Origin of the sequence: Stenotrophomonas maltophilia, from assembly GCF_013464915.1 — a bacterium.
Lineage (GTDB): Bacteria > Pseudomonadota > Gammaproteobacteria > Xanthomonadales > Xanthomonadaceae > Stenotrophomonas > Stenotrophomonas maltophilia_AT.
This window is the reverse complement of record NZ_RAVT01000053.1, coordinates 1-15,344: the sequence shown is the minus strand read 5'-3', so window position 1 is coordinate 15,344 and position 15,344 is coordinate 1. Positions and strand designations below refer to the sequence as shown.

The window sequence follows — 15,344 nt, the reverse complement described above, 5'->3', positions numbered from 1 at the left end:
GCACCTGCCATACGCGCGCCGGCGCACGCCACGCCCCCCACCTGCTACCATTCCCCCGCAACCCCAGCCAGCCCACCCTGCGCAGACAGATGCGGGGCGGGCCGTCGCAGTACGGCCCAGCGAGCCAGGACACCTTCCCGTGCCCATTCAAGGACGCTCGCATGTTCCGTAATCCTCTCTTCCGCTCGGCCGCCCTGGCCGTTGCCGTTTCGCTCAGCCTCGGCGTGCCCTCCGCGTTCGCCGACAACGCACCTGCCGCCAGTGCCACCGCCGCCGTGCAGCGCCAGGCCGTGGCCAAGGGCCTGTACGAGCTGGCCTACAGCCCGAAGCAGAACGCCGTGTTCGTGGCCTCGTCCGGTGGTTTCGGCGATGACGCCGGCCCGGCCCAGGTGCTGCGCCTGAATCCGACCACGCTGGCCGTTGAAACCCGTATTCCGCTGGAGCGCAAGGCGTTCGGCGTGGTGCTGGATGACGCCCACAACCGCCTGTACGTGGGCAACACCGTGGACCTGTCGGTGACCGTGGTCGACACCGCGCAGAACAAGGCCGTCGGCACCATCCAGTTGATGGAGAAGAAGACCGGCAAGGACGGCAAGGCCGCCTACACCCACGACCTGCGCGAGCTGGTGGTCGACAGCGCGGCCAACCGCCTGTACGTGACCGGCCACAGCAGCCAGCCGGACGTGAGCAGCGTGCTGTTCGTGATCGATACCACCACGCTGAAGGTGATCAACACCATCGATGGCCTGGGCAATGCCAAGGCACCGGGCCTGGCGCTGGATGCGGCCAACAAGCGCGTCTACACCAGCAACCTGCTGGCCGACCTGGTGGTGGTGGGCACCGATTCGAACAAGGTGGTGGCGCAGCACAAGATCGCCGCCGAGCAGCCGATGAACATCGCGCTGGACCCGGCCGGCAAGCGCCTGTTCGTGACCGACCAGGGCTCGGAATTCCTGCGTGGCTACCAGGCCAAGAGCAGTGGCCTGGTCAGCAAGCATCCGGGCCAGCGCGTGCTGGTGCTCGACCGCAGCACCGGCAAGGAACTGGCCAGCATCCCGACCGACGCCGGCCCGCTGGGCATCCTGCTGGATGCACCGCGCAAGCGCCTGTACGTGACCAACCGCGAAGCCGGCACGGTGACGGCCTACAACAGTGACAGCTACCAGAAGGTGGCGACCTACACGGTGCCGACCCACCCGAACAGCCTGGCGCTGGATGCGAAGAACAACGTGTTGTTCGTGAGCATCAAGAACGGCGAGAAGGATGACAAGGGCGCTGACGAGAGCGTGGCGCGGATCCAGCTGTAACCGGCTACGGGGCCGCCCGTGCGTCCGGCACGGGCGGCCCTGCTCGGCTCAGGGCATCAAGTGCCCTGTGTTGCGGGTGACTTCTTCGTGTCTGCTTCCCGCGGGCACGATATGAACTCGGCAACCTGGTCCATGGGGACGCGATGGACAGTCCTGCTTTCGTCATCCTTGATGCGTACAAGCAGCACGGAACTTGTCGAGTACACAACGTTGATCGGATGGGTAGCAGTACCATCACCGATCAGGAGCCTGCGGGATGCGCTGTCACGCGATCGTAGATCCAGCGTCATGCAGCCCCCGGATTTGCCGCTTGGCGGATTGACAACCTGCGATGCCAGGAATGCACCGGTCGGCGGGAAGAGCATGGCCACGGTGACCATGATCGAGGCGAACGAGAGTGCAAGTACACCGACGCCGTATCGTCCACTCAGTTCATCGACCACTCTGATGACGATGGACTGGAATATGCCCAATGCTACTGCGGCCGTGAGCAGGCACACGCCAATCACCAGGTCGCTTTCCCTGGAGACCAGGCCGAGCATGAGCCGCATGATCGTGTTGATGGACAGCAGTTGCATGAGCCCCATGCCCAGCAGGAAGTAGCTGTCCAAGGAAAGCCATTTCTGCTTCCTGTCATCGGGCTTCGCCAATCGGGAAAAGAACACGAAGATCAGCAGGCAGCCAATTGTGCTGAGCCACAGTGCTGCATCTGAAATCTCGGTGTAGAAGGACGCGACATAGATTCCACTGAAGTGCAGTGCGCCTGGCGTGATCAGTGCAAGGCTCCAGAGCCAGAGCGTCCTTCTGCGGCTTGACGGATCGTCCGGAAGCAGCTTGATTCCCTGGCCTGGGGTATACGAGAACCGGTTGGGTGACAGCCCGATGGGGGAAAGGAACATTACGGCCAGGGCAAGGATGCGCAGCCCTGTCACCGCAAGCATCATGGGAAGTGCGGAAACGGCATCGGACGAAAGCAGGCTGAGAGGCAGCTCTTCCCTGACGGCGTAGTAGAGGATGCCCGCGCTGGGCAGAAGTACTGCAATCGACGCAATGAGTACCGGATGGCGCTCGATCCAGGCCAGCACCGGGCGCAGTTCCGCGACGACATTGTCAATGAAGGTCACGAGTTCGGAATGACGCTTGTTCATCAATCTCCCTTCTGGGGGTTCCATCATCCTGATCTGTGTTCCCTCGCTGTCCGATGAGGGGGTTGCCTGCTGTCGACCGCTGAGGTCGTCCGGGTTTCCTCAGGAGTAAACGTCTATCTGGTGTCACGTACTTCGTTGCTGTCGCGTACCCAGCATCCCAGGCCATACAGCGCGAGCCCGTACACCACGGTGGCACCGATGATTCTGAACATGGCGTTCCTCGTCAGGTGATTGAAGGAAGGGAGGCCCAGCACTGACATGGTCTCCCCGGAGAGGAATATGCGGATCCCTCCGACAATCTGTGTCGCAGCGCGATGTGTCGTCGCAATTGGCCACGAAAAGTTCGCAATAGGCCTAAAGTTTTCGGAAGTGCTGTCGATGATCCGGGGGGATCAGGCGTTACGACATGGTTTGTCGCTATATACGCCGAAGATGGATCTCCCAGCCAAACCTCAGGGCGAAGCATGCCCGGGTATTGGCCCACAGCTGGATGCTTTGCGTCACGGAGGAAAGCGCAATGGAACCCAATGCAGATGACAATGCCCGCGAAATGTCGGGCAGGCAGATCCTGGACGCAGCGACGACGATGTCAACGTTGGAGACTGTCCAACGCTATGGCAATGCAAATGCCGAATACATCAAGGGGTATAGCGGAAGAGACGCCCTGACCGGTCAGACATTTAACCATGGCCTGGAGAAGATCTCCAAGTACAAGCTTGATCCGGTACGCCCCGAAAACAGCATTGCCCAGCAGGCCGGCTATGCGGCTGAGGTCGCAGCGACCAGTCGTGACAATGCCGAGGCCATCATCAGTGGGTCACCCGTTCGCACGGTGCGCAGTGATGACCATCCTCAGTACCGGCGGAACGACGAGCGCGTTGACCGGGTAAGGGTGCTGGATGGCCAGATCATTGAAGGCAGCCAGTCCCAGATGAAGTTCGTGGGCAACCGTGACCGGCTGCTTGAGAAGATCGCTGCGCCCGATGGCGAGTTCTCACGCTATCGTGGGCTGAAGTTGGAGCTGCCGTCGGAACAGTACATCGATGCCGAGGCATATTGCCGGGCGCAGGCTGCAGATCTGCGCCGCCAGGCGGACGTGGTCGACGCGAGGGGCAAGCCTGAGGTAGCGCTGCATCTCCGTGCGAAGGCCGACAACTACGAGCAGCTGGCCGGCAACCTTCTGGATACGGGGCTGACCAGTGACGATGCGAAGTTCTATCGTACCCATCCGCGGATGGCGACGGTGCGCGACATCGCGCATACCAGCCACAGGGCAGGCCTTGAAGGCGCGCGCGGCGCGTTCATGATTGGCGCGGCGATCAGCGTGGCGACCAACGCGTATGCGGTTGCAATCGAACGCAAGCGGATGCTGGATGCGGCCTGCGCTGTCCTGGTGGATGGTGCCGTTTCTGCCGGCATGGGCTACGCAACGGCTGCGTCCGGGGCCGCGTTGACCGCAGTGATGCAGCAGTCGGGCCGGCAGAGCCTGCAGGTGCTTTCCCGTACCGCCGCGCCGGCCATGGTGGTCGACGTCTGCGTGACCATGACCAGCTGCATACGTCGTTACGCCAAGGGTGAGATCGACGGCGTCCAGTTCCTGGATGAGATCGGTGAGAAGGGTTCCGGCATGATGGCTTCGGCCATGATGGCGGCATTGGGCCAGATCGCGATTCCGGTCCCGGTGGTTGGCGCCGCCATCGGCGGGATGATTGGCTGCACGCTTTCATCGCTCTTCTATCGGGAAACGTTGGAGGCGGCCAGGAGTGCCGATCTGGCTGCCGAGAGGCTGGCCTTGGCAATCGAGCTCAATGAAGCTGCCCGTGAAGAAATTCTGACGCAGCGCCTGGCGCTGGCGCAGTTCATTGCGGCCGAGCTTCCAGTGCTGAATGACGAGACGGCCCAGTTGCTGTGTGCACTCGATACCACCCAGCCAGAGATTGACGCCGATGGCTTTGCGGCTGCAATCAACCGCTTTGCCCTTCTGCTGGGTAGCCGCCTGCAGTTTGATTCGTTGCAGGAATTTGATGCATTCATGACGGGTGACGAGCCACTTCGGCTTTGATCAATCAAACCCATTTCTGGTCGTGGCCTTCCGGGCAGGTTGGCCACACCGGCTTCCGTGTGTGATCCCAGGACCTTGGAGATACGATGTTCCTTTACCTGCTTCCAGACGCCGAGCAGGCAACCTTCCTGAAGGTTGCGCGCCTGCTGAGCGTGAGTGACAACCCGATGCTGTGGGATGGAAAGACCCACCAGGAAGTGACTGGCGATACCAACCTGAGCAAGGTTTCGCTGGATGAATCCGAGCACGAACGCGCGATCTTCGACAGCTTTTCCCGTGAGTGCGGCAAGGTATATCGGTCCGACGGGGTGACGAAGGAATTGTTGACGCGCCTGCAGACGATGCCGCTGGTGCGCCAGATCGACCCGGTGGAGCGGGCGCGTGTGGCATGCGAGGTGCTCGACTCGCTGATCGATCAGGCCATGGTCGAAGCCGCGCAGCCGGCCGTCCCGAAGGTGATGCTGTACGAACTGATGCTGCTTGCACTGGCCGACGGTGACGTGTCGAGTGTCGAGGAAGCACAGTTGCGTCGCCTGGCCGACATCTTTGGTATTGACGACTACATCTACAACGACCTGCTTGAGCGCGCGGAAAGTATCAATCGCGAGGCCAGCCGTACCGTTGCCATCATTCTTGAGTAAAGGGAGTTACGCATGATTCCAATCGTAATCGGGGCCGCGATGGCGGCCAGCGCGCTGTACGGCATCTACAAGGGCGGCAAGGCCGTGGTCGATCACAAGGACGCCGGCATCGCCAACGCCGATGCCAAAGGACTGATCGAGAAGGGCTCATCGTTGCTGGAGACGCAGCGCAAGCGTACCAACACGGTGCTTGAGGACTATGGCGCACGCAAGCTGCGCGCTTTCAATGGAGGGATTGCGGACTTCATCGATGCGTTCGGCCAGCTCAAGAACGTTGAGGGGATCGGCTCACCCGAACTGGACAAGCTGGTGCAGGGCGATTTCAGCACGGCGTCGCTGGAAGGCCTGAAGCGGGACTACCAGTTGCTGATGGACTCGGGCCTGGGCCTGGGCGCTGGGCTGGGAAGTGGCGCCGCGCTGGCATTTGGTGCGTACAACGGGACCATGCTGCTGGCCAGTGCCAGCACCGGTACTGCCATTTCAACCCTCAGCGGTGTTGCCGCAACCAACGCAACACTGGCGTGGCTGGGCGGCGGCTCGTTGGCTGCCGGTGGATTCGGAATGGCCGGTGGCACCCTGGTGCTGGGCGGTCTGGTTGCCGGTCCGGCGCTTGCGATCTTTGGCTACGTGGTGGGCAGCAAGGCTGAAGCCGCGCTGGCCGATGCCCGCCGTAACAAGGAAGTCGCTCGTACCCACTACGATGAGGCCGTGTTGGCTGCCGAACAGTTGGCTGCGGTCGAGGCAGTGACAACGCTCGCCAACAGGACGTTCTCCAAGTTGTGCATGTCGCTGCGTCGTGGTGTGGCCGACATCCGTGATGCCATCCGGGAGCACGGCTGCGATTTCAGAAGTTTCCCCCAGCAGGCGCGCGAGCGGGTTTTCCGTGCCGTGAAGATTGCCCAGCTGATCAAGGTGATGATCGATACGCCGATCCTGGATGACGAAGGCGCGCTGGTGCTTTCGACCGAGAAGACCGTGGCCGATGTGGATGCGGCGATGGTGGTGATGAAGGGTGAGGAACCCGCCAAGGCGGCTTGACGATGGGCGGAGCCCCACGCCGTTCTGGTGGGGCTCTTGCTCGCTGTCGGCTCTGGAAGGGAAGATTGATATGAAGATCCGTTCGAACGACACGTTGATGCGGCAGTGGGAGATGCTGCGCATGATCCCGCGCGCCCCGCGCAGGATATCGGTCAGGCAGATACTGGAGAATCTGGAGCCGCTGGGCTTCAGGACCAGCAGCCGCACCATCGAGCGGGATCTCCAGAACCTGTCCGCGCGGTTCCAGCTCATTGCCGATGACAGTGAAAAGCCCTTTGGCTGGAGTTGGTCCAGGGAAGCGAACTTCGCCTTCACGCCCAGGCTGTCGATTTCGCAGAGCGTTGCACTGCTGCTTTCGCATGCACATCTGCGTCAGCTGCTCCCGGCAACGGCCATGAATGAGCTGATGCCCGTGTTCGACATGGCGCGGGCGGAAGTCTCGACCTCGGGCTGGGCGGAGTGGGCCAGCAGGACCGCGATCCTGCCAACGGGCCTGAACCTGCTTGCCCCCGAGGTGGAAACGGCCGTACAGGTGGATGTCCACAGGGCATTGGCATCCCGACGCTGTCTGTCAGGCTGGTATCGCAGCAAAGGCAGGGACGAGTCCAAGGAGATGATCATGCATCCTCTGGGGCTGCTGATGCGCGGTTCTGCGCAGTACCTCGTCTGCATGCTGCGGGACTATACGGACATCCGCCACCTGGCGTTGCATCGCCTGAGTGGAACCCGGGTGCTGGAAATGGAGGCAAGGAGCCTGCCGGACTTCGACTTCCAGCGCTATGCGACGACCACCGCCACCGCGTTCCAGGGGCAAGGACGCATCGTGCTGGAGGCCCGCTTCCGGGCGAAGGCCGCGGAGCATCTCAGGGAGACGCCCCTGTCGGACGATCAGGCGATCAGTGACCTGGGCGATGGGTGGATCCGGCTGCGCGCTACGGTGGAGGACGACCAGACCCTGCGGTGGTGGCTGATGGGCTTCGGAAGCAACGTGCGGGTCGAGTCCCCATCGCACCTGTGCGACGCTATCGGCGCGGAGTTGGCCCAGGCAGCGAGCTACTATGCCCGCGATCTGGAGGAGGCCGTGGGCTGAAATGCCCCTGGTCGGGGTGAGTGAGCACTGACCGACGGGTTCATTTCGCTGCCGGCCGATGGTCGTAGCTGATCACCCGCTCGGCCAACCAGCGCCCGTCCACGCGGCGCCAGACCTGGATGAAGCGGGCCTGGCCGGTCCAGTGCTCGACGCCCTTTGCATCACGCTCATGGAAGCGGTGGTCGCCGATCTCCAGGGCGCGATCGTCGTGCAGCGGAAACACCTGCAGCGAGCTCTCCACCAGTTCGCGGCGCAGGTGGGTGTGGTTGGCGCGGGTGCTCTCGCACAGCGCGGCTACGCTGCGGCGGAAGTCGTCGCGCTTGCTGGCGGTCTTGCCCGCCTTGTCATGGAAGAATTCCATGTCTTCAGTGGTCATGGCCGCGGCCTTGTCGGCATCGCAGTCATCGAATGCGGCAGCGAACAGCTGCGCATCGGCCTGGCGGATCTGCTCGCGCAGGGTCTCGGTGGTGTTCGGCGTAGCGGCCAGGCCGGCAGCAAGCAGGGGCAGGGTGAGCAGCAGCATGGCAAGGCTCCAGGGCGGGATTCACGCAGGCTCGCACGGCACGCTGGGCGCCGCAGCCGCCCTGCGACGAAACGGGATTTCCAGGGAGTGAATGCCTGCATCGGTGGATCGGCCGGGTGGCGTGGGCTGTGCAGACGGTGTCATGGCCGCCGGCGATTCCCTCACGGCCCTCACAGGGGGTGGCCACTAGCCTGAGATCCTCCCCTTCCACAGGAGTTCCCATGCCTGCTTCCCGCATCCGCCTGCACGTTGAAGACACCGGTGGCGACGGCCGCCCGGTCATCCTGATCCACGGCTGGCCGCTGTCCGCCGATGCCTGGAAACAGCAGGTGTCGATCCTGCGCGACGCCCAGCACCGGGTGATCAGCTACGACCGCCGCGGCTTCGGCCGTTCCGACAAGCCGGCCGAGGGCTATGACTACGACACGCTGGCGGCAGACCTGGCCGGGTTGATCGAGGAACGTGACCTGCGCGACGTCACCCTGGTCGGCTTCTCGATGGGCGGTGGCGAGGTGGCGCGTTACGTGGCCAACCATGGCCAGGATCGTCTGCACAGCGTGGTGTTTGCCGCAGCGGTGCCGCCGTTCCTGCTGCGCAGCGACGACAATCCGGAAGGCCCGCTGACCCAGGACAAGGCTGACGAAATGCGCAGTGGTCTGGAAAAGGATCGCGAGGCGTTCTTCGATGGTTTCACCAGGGATTTCTTCAGTGCCCATGGCCAGTTGATGGTGACCGAAGAAACGCGCCAGGCGGCGATCGCGCTGTGCCACCAATCCGACCAGAACGCAGCGTTGGGGTGCATGAAGGTGTTTGCTACCACCGACTTCCGCGAAGACCTGAAGAAGATCACGGTGCCAACCTTGATCCTGCACGGTGACAGCGACGCGATCGTGCCGTTTGAAGGTTCCGGGCAGCGAACGCATCAGGCGATTGCGGGCAGCGAGGTGGTGATCCTTGAAGGCGCACCGCATGGCTGCAACACGAGCCATGCCGACCACTTCAATCTGGCGCTGCTGAACTTCCTGAAGCGGTAAGCTGCGGCCATGCGTGAACCGAAGATGCCCCCGTGGAAGAAGCCCAATCCCAAGGGCCAGACCTCGCAGCCGTTGTCGCCTGCGCAGAAGGCGGCAGCGCGGCAGCGCGCGGAAGAGAACGGGCGGCGTTATCCCAATCTGGTGGACAACATGTGGGCCGCAAAGCTGCCGCGCGGATCGTGATCTGTAGTGCCGAGCCATGCTCGGCTCCGCTCTGCATCCATCCACGCATGGCGTGGAGCTACTGCAGCAGACGAGCGTGGGCTCGGCTCTACAGGTCGGCCAGCGGCTTCCAGCCGGGTTCCAGCCAGGGTGAGATCCTGTTCTGGCGGACGGTGATAGCCTCAACCGGCAGCCCCGCCAGGCGCGCAAGCTCTGCACGCAGCAGCTCGGAGTCCACCGGCACGGCCACAGCCACCTGCAGTCGATCACCCCGATGCCTCACCTGTACCGGTAGCTTGGCGTGCGCGTCATGCTCGCCGCCGGTGCGCCCGATCGGGTAGCGCATCGTTACCGGCTGTGAGAGCTGCACCAGCGTGGGCTGCCAGGCCTGCAGCACAAGTGTCTGCCTTGCAGCGGGAACGTGTACTTCAGCAAGGGTGGCCGGGTAGCCGGTAAGGCTCTCGACCATAACCTGGAAGCGCGCGCCATCCGGCATGACAAGTACGGCGGCGATCAGCGCGCAGAGTGAAACGATCACCGCCGCAAGGTTCCAGCTCCGCGGCGCGGTGGCCGGGTGAGTGGCGGTGCGCAGGCCCGGCTTGCGCCGCAGCTTGCGCGCGTAGATGCGCCGATCCTTCCTGCGTGGGCTGCTGCTGTGTTCCGGCAGGTTCAATGGAACGCGCGGAAGGCGTGCCACGCGAGCCTTGATCAGGCGCGACAGCAGCATCCAGGCGAGCACGAACGCCAGCAACGGGAACAGCATTCGTACCCACAGATACAGCGTGACCATCCACAACACCTCTGCATACTGCCATCCATGCTCATCCCCATCCTACCGGGGCGGACGTGGGCTGTCGTATCCGCCCGCCGACAACCCGGGAGCGCTTGGTTAGGATGGTCCTTTGTTGTCATGGATGAACCGATGACCTCTGCTGCTACCCGCTTCTGCCGTATCTGTGGTCCTGGCCCGATTCTGCTGGTACTGCAGGTGGTGGCGCTGCTGGCGGTAGCCCTTGCAGCCGGCTTCTTCCACTACCGCGTGGGACTGCTGCTGGAGCCGGTGGATGAAGCCTGTGGCGGCCCCGATCCCACCGCGCGCATGCAGGTGGCCGAACAGCTGCTGGCGCGTTCCACGGCGTTGGCGCCGTGGCAGCCGCTGCAGTGGATTCCGATGGCCGGCGTGGTGCTGGCGCTGCTGGGCGCGATGTCGATCAGCATCTACCGGCTGGGGCGCCTGTCGGGACGCCTGCGGCGGGCCAACTGGGGATTGATGGCGTTGCACGCCGCGATCCTGGTGCTGGCCGCCAGAGCACTGCATCTGTACGACATGGCATGGACCAGCGTAGCCAGGCTTTCCCCAACGACATGCCTGGTGGAACTGGGCGAACAGGGCCGGCTGCCGCTGGCGCAGGCACAGCGGGTGGTGTTCGAGATCCTCACCCATGAGCATGCCCCGCTGCTGCGTAATCCCGATGATCTGGCCCTGGTGCTGGTCGCATTGATGCTGATGGCGATGGCCGCGGGATTCATGCTGTGGCGGGCGATCGTGCGTGAGCGCCAGGCGCAGCCATCCAGCCCATAGTGGGTGTGTGACCGGCCACGCGTCCGCAATCGCGCTAAAGTCCGCACTTCGACCCTGCAAGGAAGTGCTGATGCGTTGGTTGCTGCGTGCTGTGCCGTTGCTGCTGTGCTCGCTGGCGGTACACGCCGCCGAGGTGGACCGCCGGATTGCGGTGACCATCGACGACCTGCCATGGGCGCGGGTGGACGAGATCGTGCCGCCGGACCTGCAGTCGCGGCACGAAGCGCTGATGGCCCAGCTGCGCCAGGCCGGCGTGCCGGTGGTCGGTTTCGTCAATGGGAACAAGCTGGAGGTGGACGGCCAGGTACAGCCGGCGCGGGTGCAGATGCTGCGCGACTGGCTGGACGCCGGCTATGTGCTTGGCAACCACACGTATTCGCACATGGATCTGAACGCCAAGGGTGTGCCTGCGTTCCAGCAGGATTTCCTGCGCGGTGAGACAGTGCTGCGGCCGCTGCTGGCCGAGCGCGGCCTGAAGCCGCAGTGGATGCGCCATCCCTACCTGCGCGCCGGGCGCACGCCGGAAGAACGCGCGCAGATGGGCGCTTTCTTCCAGGATCACGGCTACCGCGTGGCGCCGGTGACCGTCGACAACGGCGAGTGGGTCTGGGCGTTCGCCTACGCCAACGTGATGAACGAGCAGCCCGATTCCCCGGCACGCGAGGCGACGCTGGCGCAGCTGCGCAAGGGCTATGTGCCCTACATGCTGAACAAGCTGGACTACTACGAGAAGCAGTCGCAGGCGCTGCTGGGCCATGCGCTGCCGCAGGTCTGGCTGATGCATGCCAACGAACTCAATGCAGCCACCTTCGCCGAACTGGTGGCGGCTACCAAGCGCCGCGGCTATCGCTTTGTATCTCTGGATGAGGCGATGCGCGATCCTGCTTACGCGCGTGGCGCCGAGGGTTACAACGGACGTTACGGCCCGAGCTGGCTGCATCGCTGGGCGATGGCGGAGAAGAAGCCGAAGGACTTCTACGCCGGTGAGCCGGTGGTGCCGGCGTGGGTGATGAAGCTGGCGAAAGTAGACTCGGAATGAAGCTCAGCGCTTGACGGCCAGCACGCCATCAAGCGCCAGCTCGGCCTTGAAGCCAGCCTTTTCCAGGCGTTTGGCCACTTCGCGCGGCACATCGCGACCGCTGGTCAGCTTGTTCGGCGCACCGGTGTAATGGAACAGCCGGCCGCCCTTGCGGATGACGCGGGCGAGATGGTCGTAGAACACCTGCGAGTACAGTTCGCCGGCGATGCCGAAGCGCGGCGGGTCGTGCAGGATCGCGTCGACACTGTTGCTGGCCACCTGTTCGATCTGCTGCGAGACATCGCCGTGGCTGAACTGCAGGCGGCCACCGGCGGCGGCCGAATCCGGATCCGGTGACCACGGGTTGAGCGTGCGCAGCCACATCACGTCGGCGTTCTTCTCGAACGAACGGATCTGGCCGACACCGGCCTCCAGCGCGCAGGCGGCGAAATAGCCCAGGCCACCGCAGGTATCGAGGATGACCTTGCCGGCCGGGGCGACCAGCTCAACCTTGCGGCGTGCATCCTCGAACGGTGACAGCTTGGAGGTCGGCAGCATCTTGATGCCGTCGATCTCGAAGGTCGGTGCGCCCCATTCGGTGGGCACCAGCTTGATCAGCGAGCTGCTGTAGCGCGAGATCGGCGCGAACTCCTCGCCGTCCCAGTAGTACAGCGTGCGGTCCTTCAGCTTGCCCGGCCACGGGTAGGCCTGGCCACGGAAGTGGAAGCCGTCGCCATCCAGCGCCACGCTGTCCTCGCTGCGGCCGAGGTCGAGCGAGCCCTGCCAGCCGGCAGCGCCCTTGTCATGGGCACGGCGCAGGGTGTCGGCGCTGTCGCGGGTCAGCAGGGGGCCGGTGTAATGGGGCACGGCGGGTACCGGGGCGGTTCGGGGGAGGGCATGGTACCGCAGCTGTTGCAGGGGCCACGTGTGGCTGCTGCAGTAGATCCACGCCATGCGTGGATGTAGACGGGAGGCGCCGAGCGTGGGCTCGGCGCTACAGCTGGCTGGTGCAGCTGTAGCCGTGTGTGGTGCCTTCCCCCGAGAGCATGCCGACGCCACGCGATGGCTGCATGCCTACGCGGGCGCACGACCGACGATGGACGTCCTGGGTTTCCGGTGGCTGCCGATCAAAGTCGTAGCGCAGGCTGCCGTCTTCCTGCAGCAGCCAATGCACGGTAACGCGCTCGTGGCGACCATCGCCGAGATCCCAGTCCAGGGTGCGCATGATCAGGGTCTGGCCATCGGGCAGCTGCCGGACTTCGTCATAGGCCCCCTGCGTCTTCGGCGCGCTTGCCGCAAGCAGCAGAAAAAGCAGCATTGGCATCGCTCCTCAAAGAAGACAGGATGTGCCCATAGTGCCCTGAGCCGCCATCAGAATCATTGCATCCTACGGGCACTTCACCGCATACACCGGCCCGGCCCCGATCAGCATCAGCGCCATGTAGTCGCTATCACTGGCCTTGCCCTTCAGCGTCGCGCCTTTGTTGAAGTGGAAGATGCCGAAGCCGCCGGCCATGCGGATCAGCGCCTCGTCGATCTGTTCGGCGTCATCGCGGAAGTAGCGGCTGATTTCGCTGCGGGAGGCTTTGTGCAGGGCGTTGGGTTCGCGCTGCCACTGGTCGCCGCGACTGAAGGAAACGAAGTACTGGCCACCCTCCCTTTCGATGCGGAAGTCGGCCGGTTTGCGCCCGCTGGTGGCGAAACAGCCCTGCATCGGATCGGCGGAGAACGGAAGCCCGGCGTCACCCCCACAGGCGGTGAGCAGCACGAGGGCACCGGGCAGCAGCAGGCGGAGCGTGCGCATGGGATGTCCCTACAGGGGCAGGTGCGGCTAGTGTAGGCAGCATGCGGGCACGGCCCGTACAGAAATTCGGCAAGAACAAAGGGGTTTTCGGATGGCGCAGGGCAAGGCACCGTGGTGCGGCGTGGGCAGTTGGCTGGGGATCGCTGTGGGTTGGGGGGCTGGCACGTTGGCCGCGCAGGCAGCAGTGGCCGCGGGCGGCAATGGCATGGCCGCCGGACTGGGCGTGGGCGTGCTGGGTGCGGCGCTGGTGGGCGGCGGCCTGGCAGTGGCCTCGCGCGTGCGTGGAGAGCGCTGGCCGTGGATCGGTATTGCTGGCGCGGTGATGAGTGCGCTGCCGCTGCTGATGTACCTGCTGCGGATGATGTTGAAGTTGTAGCAGCAGTGCCGGCCGATGGCCGGCACCTGCAGGTTGCGTGCGGCGTTCATGGGGTTGCCGGCCMGCGGCCGGCACTACCCGATGCGGGTCATGCGCTGCGGTGGATCTCCACTGTCACGTGCACCAGCTCCTCGTGGATGGCCAGCGCGTTGCGCACGGTATCGGCATCCAGGCGGGCATCGCTGGTGACCACGCTGGCGCTGACCGCGTACTTTCCGCGCCCCACCTGCCAGACGTGCAGGTCGGCCAGGCGCGCCGGCCAGGGGCCCTGTTCGATCACTTCGCGTACTTCGGCCACCACCGGTGCGTCCATCTGCGCGTCCAGCAGGATGCGGCCGCTGTCGCGCAGCAGGCCTGCTGCCCACACCGTGACCAGCACGGCGCCCACCAGGCCCATCACCGGGTCCAGCCAGGTCAGGCCCAGCAGCTTGCCGCCGAGCAGGGCGACGATGGCCAGCACCGAAGTGGCGGCGTCGGCCAGCACATGCACGTAGGCCGAGCGCAGATTCAGGTCGTGACCGTGCGCATGGTCGTGGTGTGCGTGGTCATGCCCGTGGTGATCGCCATGGGCGTGCCCATGGTGGTGATGCGCATGCCCCGGGCTGTCGTGCAGCCACCAGGCGCACAGCAGGTTCACGCCCAGGCCCACCGCAGCGATGGCGATGGCTTCGTCGTAGTGGATGGGGGCGGGCACCCAAAGTCGTTCCAGCGATTGCACGGCCATCAGCGCGGCGACGCCGAGCAGGGCGATGGCGCTGGTATAGCCGGCCAGGATCTCGATCTTCCAGGTGCCGAAGGCGAAGCGCGGATCGTGCGCATAGCGGCGTGCACAGCGGTACGCGAACACCGACAGGCCCAGCGCCAGCGCGTGCGAACTCATGTGCCAGCCGTCTGCGAGCACGGCCATGGAGTTGAACCACCAGCCGCCGACGATCTCCACCAGCATCATGCCGACGGTGAGCCACAGGGCGCGGCGGGTATTGCGTTCTGCCAGCGGATTGCCGTCGTCGAAGCGGTGTTCGTGGCGGCGGGCGGCGGCGAGGGCGTCCAGGTGCATGGCGGAACCAAGGGGGTGGAGTGGATACCCCCATAGGGTATATGATCCGGTCATGGCCCATGTACACAAGAATCGAAAGCAGCTGCTGACCCGGGTGCGCCGTATCGCGGGTCAGGTGGCGGCGTTGGAGCTGGCGCTGGACAAGCCCGAGGGGCAAGCGGGCGACTGCGCGGACGTGCTGGTGCAGGTCGCCGCCGTGCGCGGTGCCGCGCACAGCCTGCTGATGGAACTGCTGCACGAGCACCTGCAGGAACACGTGGTGGGCGCCGAAGACCCGCAGCAGCGGGCGGACGAGGCCCAGGTGCTGGTGGAGCTGCTGCGCCGCTACGGCAAATAGGCCGGGGGGGGGGTAGAGTCGACTGTTAGTCGACTATCGCGCGAAGCGCGGGGTTGCATGTAGCCCGAGCGAAGAGCAGTCGACTAACTGTGTAAACCCAGTACGTTGTTCAGCGGGATTCTGGAAATAGGTGGCTGGCAGCCGATCCCCATATGGGGGCGGTGC

At 64.5% G+C, this 15,344-nt stretch carries 18 protein-coding genes; 11 read left to right on the top strand and 7 right to left on the bottom strand.

Annotated features, from left to right (window positions below; translation table 11 throughout):
- Positions 1-161 precede the first annotated feature (161 nt).
- Positions 162-1,307 carry a YncE family protein gene (locus D7T59_RS17670; RefSeq protein ID WP_180853046.1) on the top strand — a complete coding sequence of 382 codons (1,146 nt, stop codon included), beginning with the start codon at positions 162-164 and terminating at the stop codon, positions 1,305-1,307.
- Between the two features lie 56 nt (positions 1,308-1,363).
- Here D7T59_RS17670 and D7T59_RS17665 read toward each other — a convergent pair whose 3' ends face one another.
- Positions 1,364-2,455 (bottom strand): hypothetical protein, encoded by a 1,092-nt coding sequence (locus D7T59_RS17665; RefSeq protein ID WP_180853047.1) that lies wholly within the window; start codon positions 2,453-2,455, stop codon positions 1,364-1,366.
- Positions 2,456-2,972: 517 nt separating this feature from the next.
- Between D7T59_RS17665 and D7T59_RS17660 the strand changes: the two genes are divergently transcribed.
- The 4 genes from D7T59_RS17660 (at position 2,973) to D7T59_RS17645 (ending at position 7,286) form a co-directional block, all read left to right on the top strand.
- Positions 2,973-4,517 carry a hypothetical protein gene (locus D7T59_RS17660; RefSeq protein WP_180853048.1) on the top strand — a complete coding sequence of 515 codons (1,545 nt, stop codon included), beginning with the start codon at positions 2,973-2,975 and terminating at the stop codon, positions 4,515-4,517.
- Positions 4,518-4,603: 86 nt separating this feature from the next.
- The gene (locus tag D7T59_RS17655) at positions 4,604-5,158 is read left to right on the top strand and encodes a tellurite resistance TerB family protein (protein ID WP_164137723.1); all 555 of its coding nucleotides are present in this window, start codon (positions 4,604-4,606) and stop codon (positions 5,156-5,158) included.
- A gap of 12 nt (positions 5,159-5,170) precedes the next feature.
- Positions 5,171-6,196, top strand: a complete 1,026-nt coding sequence (locus D7T59_RS17650; RefSeq protein ID WP_164137722.1) for a hypothetical protein — start codon at positions 5,171-5,173, stop codon at positions 6,194-6,196.
- 70 nt (positions 6,197-6,266) lie between these two features.
- Positions 6,267-7,286: a helix-turn-helix transcriptional regulator gene (locus D7T59_RS17645; protein WP_180853049.1), complete on the top strand. Its 1,020-nt coding sequence runs from the start codon at positions 6,267-6,269 to the stop codon at positions 7,284-7,286.
- 40 nt (positions 7,287-7,326) lie between these two features.
- Here the strand turns inward: D7T59_RS17645 and D7T59_RS17640 are convergent, their stop codons facing one another.
- Positions 7,327-7,809 (bottom strand): DUF4440 domain-containing protein, encoded by a 483-nt coding sequence (locus D7T59_RS17640; protein WP_180853050.1) that lies wholly within the window; start codon positions 7,807-7,809, stop codon positions 7,327-7,329.
- 221 nt (positions 7,810-8,030) lie between these two features.
- Between D7T59_RS17640 and D7T59_RS17635 the strand changes: the two genes are divergently transcribed.
- Positions 8,031-8,843, top strand: coding sequence for an alpha/beta fold hydrolase (locus D7T59_RS17635; protein ID WP_180853051.1), 813 nt, complete (start codon positions 8,031-8,033; stop codon positions 8,841-8,843).
- Positions 8,844-8,852: 9 nt separating this feature from the next.
- Complete coding sequence (locus D7T59_RS17630; RefSeq protein WP_180853052.1) at positions 8,853-9,026, top strand: hypothetical protein; 174 nt, start codon at positions 8,853-8,855, stop codon at positions 9,024-9,026.
- Positions 9,027-9,114: 88 nt separating this feature from the next.
- On the opposite strand, the gene D7T59_RS17625 is transcribed toward D7T59_RS17630, so the two are convergent.
- On the bottom strand, positions 9,115-9,795 hold the full coding sequence (locus tag D7T59_RS17625; protein WP_180853053.1) for a hypothetical protein: 681 nt from the start codon (positions 9,793-9,795) through the stop codon (positions 9,115-9,117).
- Between the two features lie 132 nt (positions 9,796-9,927).
- On the opposite strand from D7T59_RS17625, the gene D7T59_RS17620 reads away from it, so the two are divergent.
- Entirely contained in the window at positions 9,928-10,587 is a 660-nt protein-coding gene (locus tag D7T59_RS17620; RefSeq protein ID WP_180853054.1) for a hypothetical protein, read from the top strand.
- 70 nt (positions 10,588-10,657) lie between these two features.
- The gene (locus tag D7T59_RS17615; RefSeq protein WP_180853055.1) at positions 10,658-11,626 is read left to right on the top strand and encodes a polysaccharide deacetylase family protein; all 969 of its coding nucleotides are present in this window, start codon (positions 10,658-10,660) and stop codon (positions 11,624-11,626) included.
- A gap of 3 nt (positions 11,627-11,629) precedes the next feature.
- Here D7T59_RS17615 and D7T59_RS17610 read toward each other — a convergent pair whose 3' ends face one another.
- From D7T59_RS17610 to D7T59_RS17600, 3 genes are all read right to left on the bottom strand, one after another.
- Complete coding sequence (locus D7T59_RS17610) at positions 11,630-12,472, bottom strand: class I SAM-dependent methyltransferase (protein ID WP_343203079.1); 843 nt, start codon at positions 12,470-12,472, stop codon at positions 11,630-11,632.
- 127 nt (positions 12,473-12,599) lie between these two features.
- Positions 12,600-12,923, bottom strand: a complete 324-nt coding sequence (locus tag D7T59_RS17605; protein WP_180853057.1) for a hypothetical protein — start codon at positions 12,921-12,923, stop codon at positions 12,600-12,602.
- Between the two features lie 69 nt (positions 12,924-12,992).
- Complete coding sequence (locus D7T59_RS17600; RefSeq protein ID WP_180853058.1) at positions 12,993-13,409, bottom strand: hypothetical protein; 417 nt, start codon at positions 13,407-13,409, stop codon at positions 12,993-12,995.
- A gap of 91 nt (positions 13,410-13,500) precedes the next feature.
- Between D7T59_RS17600 and D7T59_RS17595 the strand changes: the two genes are divergently transcribed.
- The gene (locus D7T59_RS17595) at positions 13,501-13,785 is read left to right on the top strand and encodes a hypothetical protein (protein ID WP_180853059.1); all 285 of its coding nucleotides are present in this window, start codon (positions 13,501-13,503) and stop codon (positions 13,783-13,785) included.
- Between the two features lie 88 nt (positions 13,786-13,873).
- On the opposite strand, the gene dmeF is transcribed toward D7T59_RS17595, so the two are convergent.
- Positions 13,874-14,842 carry a CDF family Co(II)/Ni(II) efflux transporter DmeF gene (gene dmeF, locus D7T59_RS17590; RefSeq protein WP_180853060.1) on the bottom strand — a complete coding sequence of 323 codons (969 nt, stop codon included), beginning with the start codon at positions 14,840-14,842 and terminating at the stop codon, positions 13,874-13,876.
- A gap of 52 nt (positions 14,843-14,894) precedes the next feature.
- On the opposite strand from dmeF, the gene D7T59_RS17585 reads away from it, so the two are divergent.
- Positions 14,895-15,179, top strand: coding sequence for a metal-sensing transcriptional repressor (locus D7T59_RS17585; protein ID WP_180853061.1), 285 nt, complete (start codon positions 14,895-14,897; stop codon positions 15,177-15,179).
- Positions 15,180-15,344 lie beyond the last annotated feature (165 nt).

What these genes read in the sequence shown, in the direction of transcription:
- D7T59_RS17630 (WP_180853052.1), top strand. Translation starts at nt 8,853, where the DNA reads ATGCGTGAACCGAAGATGCCCCCGTGGAAGAAGCCCAATCCCAAGGGC.
- D7T59_RS17660 (WP_180853048.1), top strand. Translation starts at nt 2,973, where the DNA reads ATGGAACCCAATGCAGATGACAATGCCCGCGAAATGTCGGGCAGGCAG.
- D7T59_RS17615 (WP_180853055.1), top strand. Translation starts at nt 10,658, where the DNA reads ATGCGTTGGTTGCTGCGTGCTGTGCCGTTGCTGCTGTGCTCGCTGGCG.
- D7T59_RS17670 (WP_180853046.1), top strand. Translation starts at nt 162, where the DNA reads ATGTTCCGTAATCCTCTCTTCCGCTCGGCCGCCCTGGCCGTTGCCGTT.
- D7T59_RS17640 (WP_180853050.1), bottom strand. Translation starts at nt 7,809, where the DNA reads ATGCTGCTGCTCACCCTGCCCCTGCTTGCTGCCGGCCTGGCCGCTACG.
- D7T59_RS17585 (WP_180853061.1), top strand. Translation starts at nt 14,895, where the DNA reads ATGGCCCATGTACACAAGAATCGAAAGCAGCTGCTGACCCGGGTGCGC.
- D7T59_RS17595 (WP_180853059.1), top strand. Translation starts at nt 13,501, where the DNA reads ATGGCGCAGGGCAAGGCACCGTGGTGCGGCGTGGGCAGTTGGCTGGGG.
- D7T59_RS17635 (WP_180853051.1), top strand. Translation starts at nt 8,031, where the DNA reads ATGCCTGCTTCCCGCATCCGCCTGCACGTTGAAGACACCGGTGGCGAC.
- D7T59_RS17655 (WP_164137723.1), top strand. Translation starts at nt 4,604, where the DNA reads ATGTTCCTTTACCTGCTTCCAGACGCCGAGCAGGCAACCTTCCTGAAG.
- D7T59_RS17645 (WP_180853049.1), top strand. Translation starts at nt 6,267, where the DNA reads ATGAAGATCCGTTCGAACGACACGTTGATGCGGCAGTGGGAGATGCTG.
- D7T59_RS17625 (WP_180853053.1), bottom strand. Translation starts at nt 9,795, where the DNA reads ATGGTCACGCTGTATCTGTGGGTACGAATGCTGTTCCCGTTGCTGGCG.
- dmeF (WP_180853060.1), bottom strand. Translation starts at nt 14,842, where the DNA reads ATGCACCTGGACGCCCTCGCCGCCGCCCGCCGCCACGAACACCGCTTC.
- D7T59_RS17620 (WP_180853054.1), top strand. Translation starts at nt 9,928, where the DNA reads ATGACCTCTGCTGCTACCCGCTTCTGCCGTATCTGTGGTCCTGGCCCG.
- D7T59_RS17600 (WP_180853058.1), bottom strand. Translation starts at nt 13,409, where the DNA reads ATGCGCACGCTCCGCCTGCTGCTGCCCGGTGCCCTCGTGCTGCTCACC.
- D7T59_RS17605 (WP_180853057.1), bottom strand. Translation starts at nt 12,923, where the DNA reads ATGCTGCTTTTTCTGCTGCTTGCGGCAAGCGCGCCGAAGACGCAGGGG.
- D7T59_RS17650 (WP_164137722.1), top strand. Translation starts at nt 5,171, where the DNA reads ATGATTCCAATCGTAATCGGGGCCGCGATGGCGGCCAGCGCGCTGTAC.
- D7T59_RS17665 (WP_180853047.1), bottom strand. Translation starts at nt 2,455, where the DNA reads ATGAACAAGCGTCATTCCGAACTCGTGACCTTCATTGACAATGTCGTC.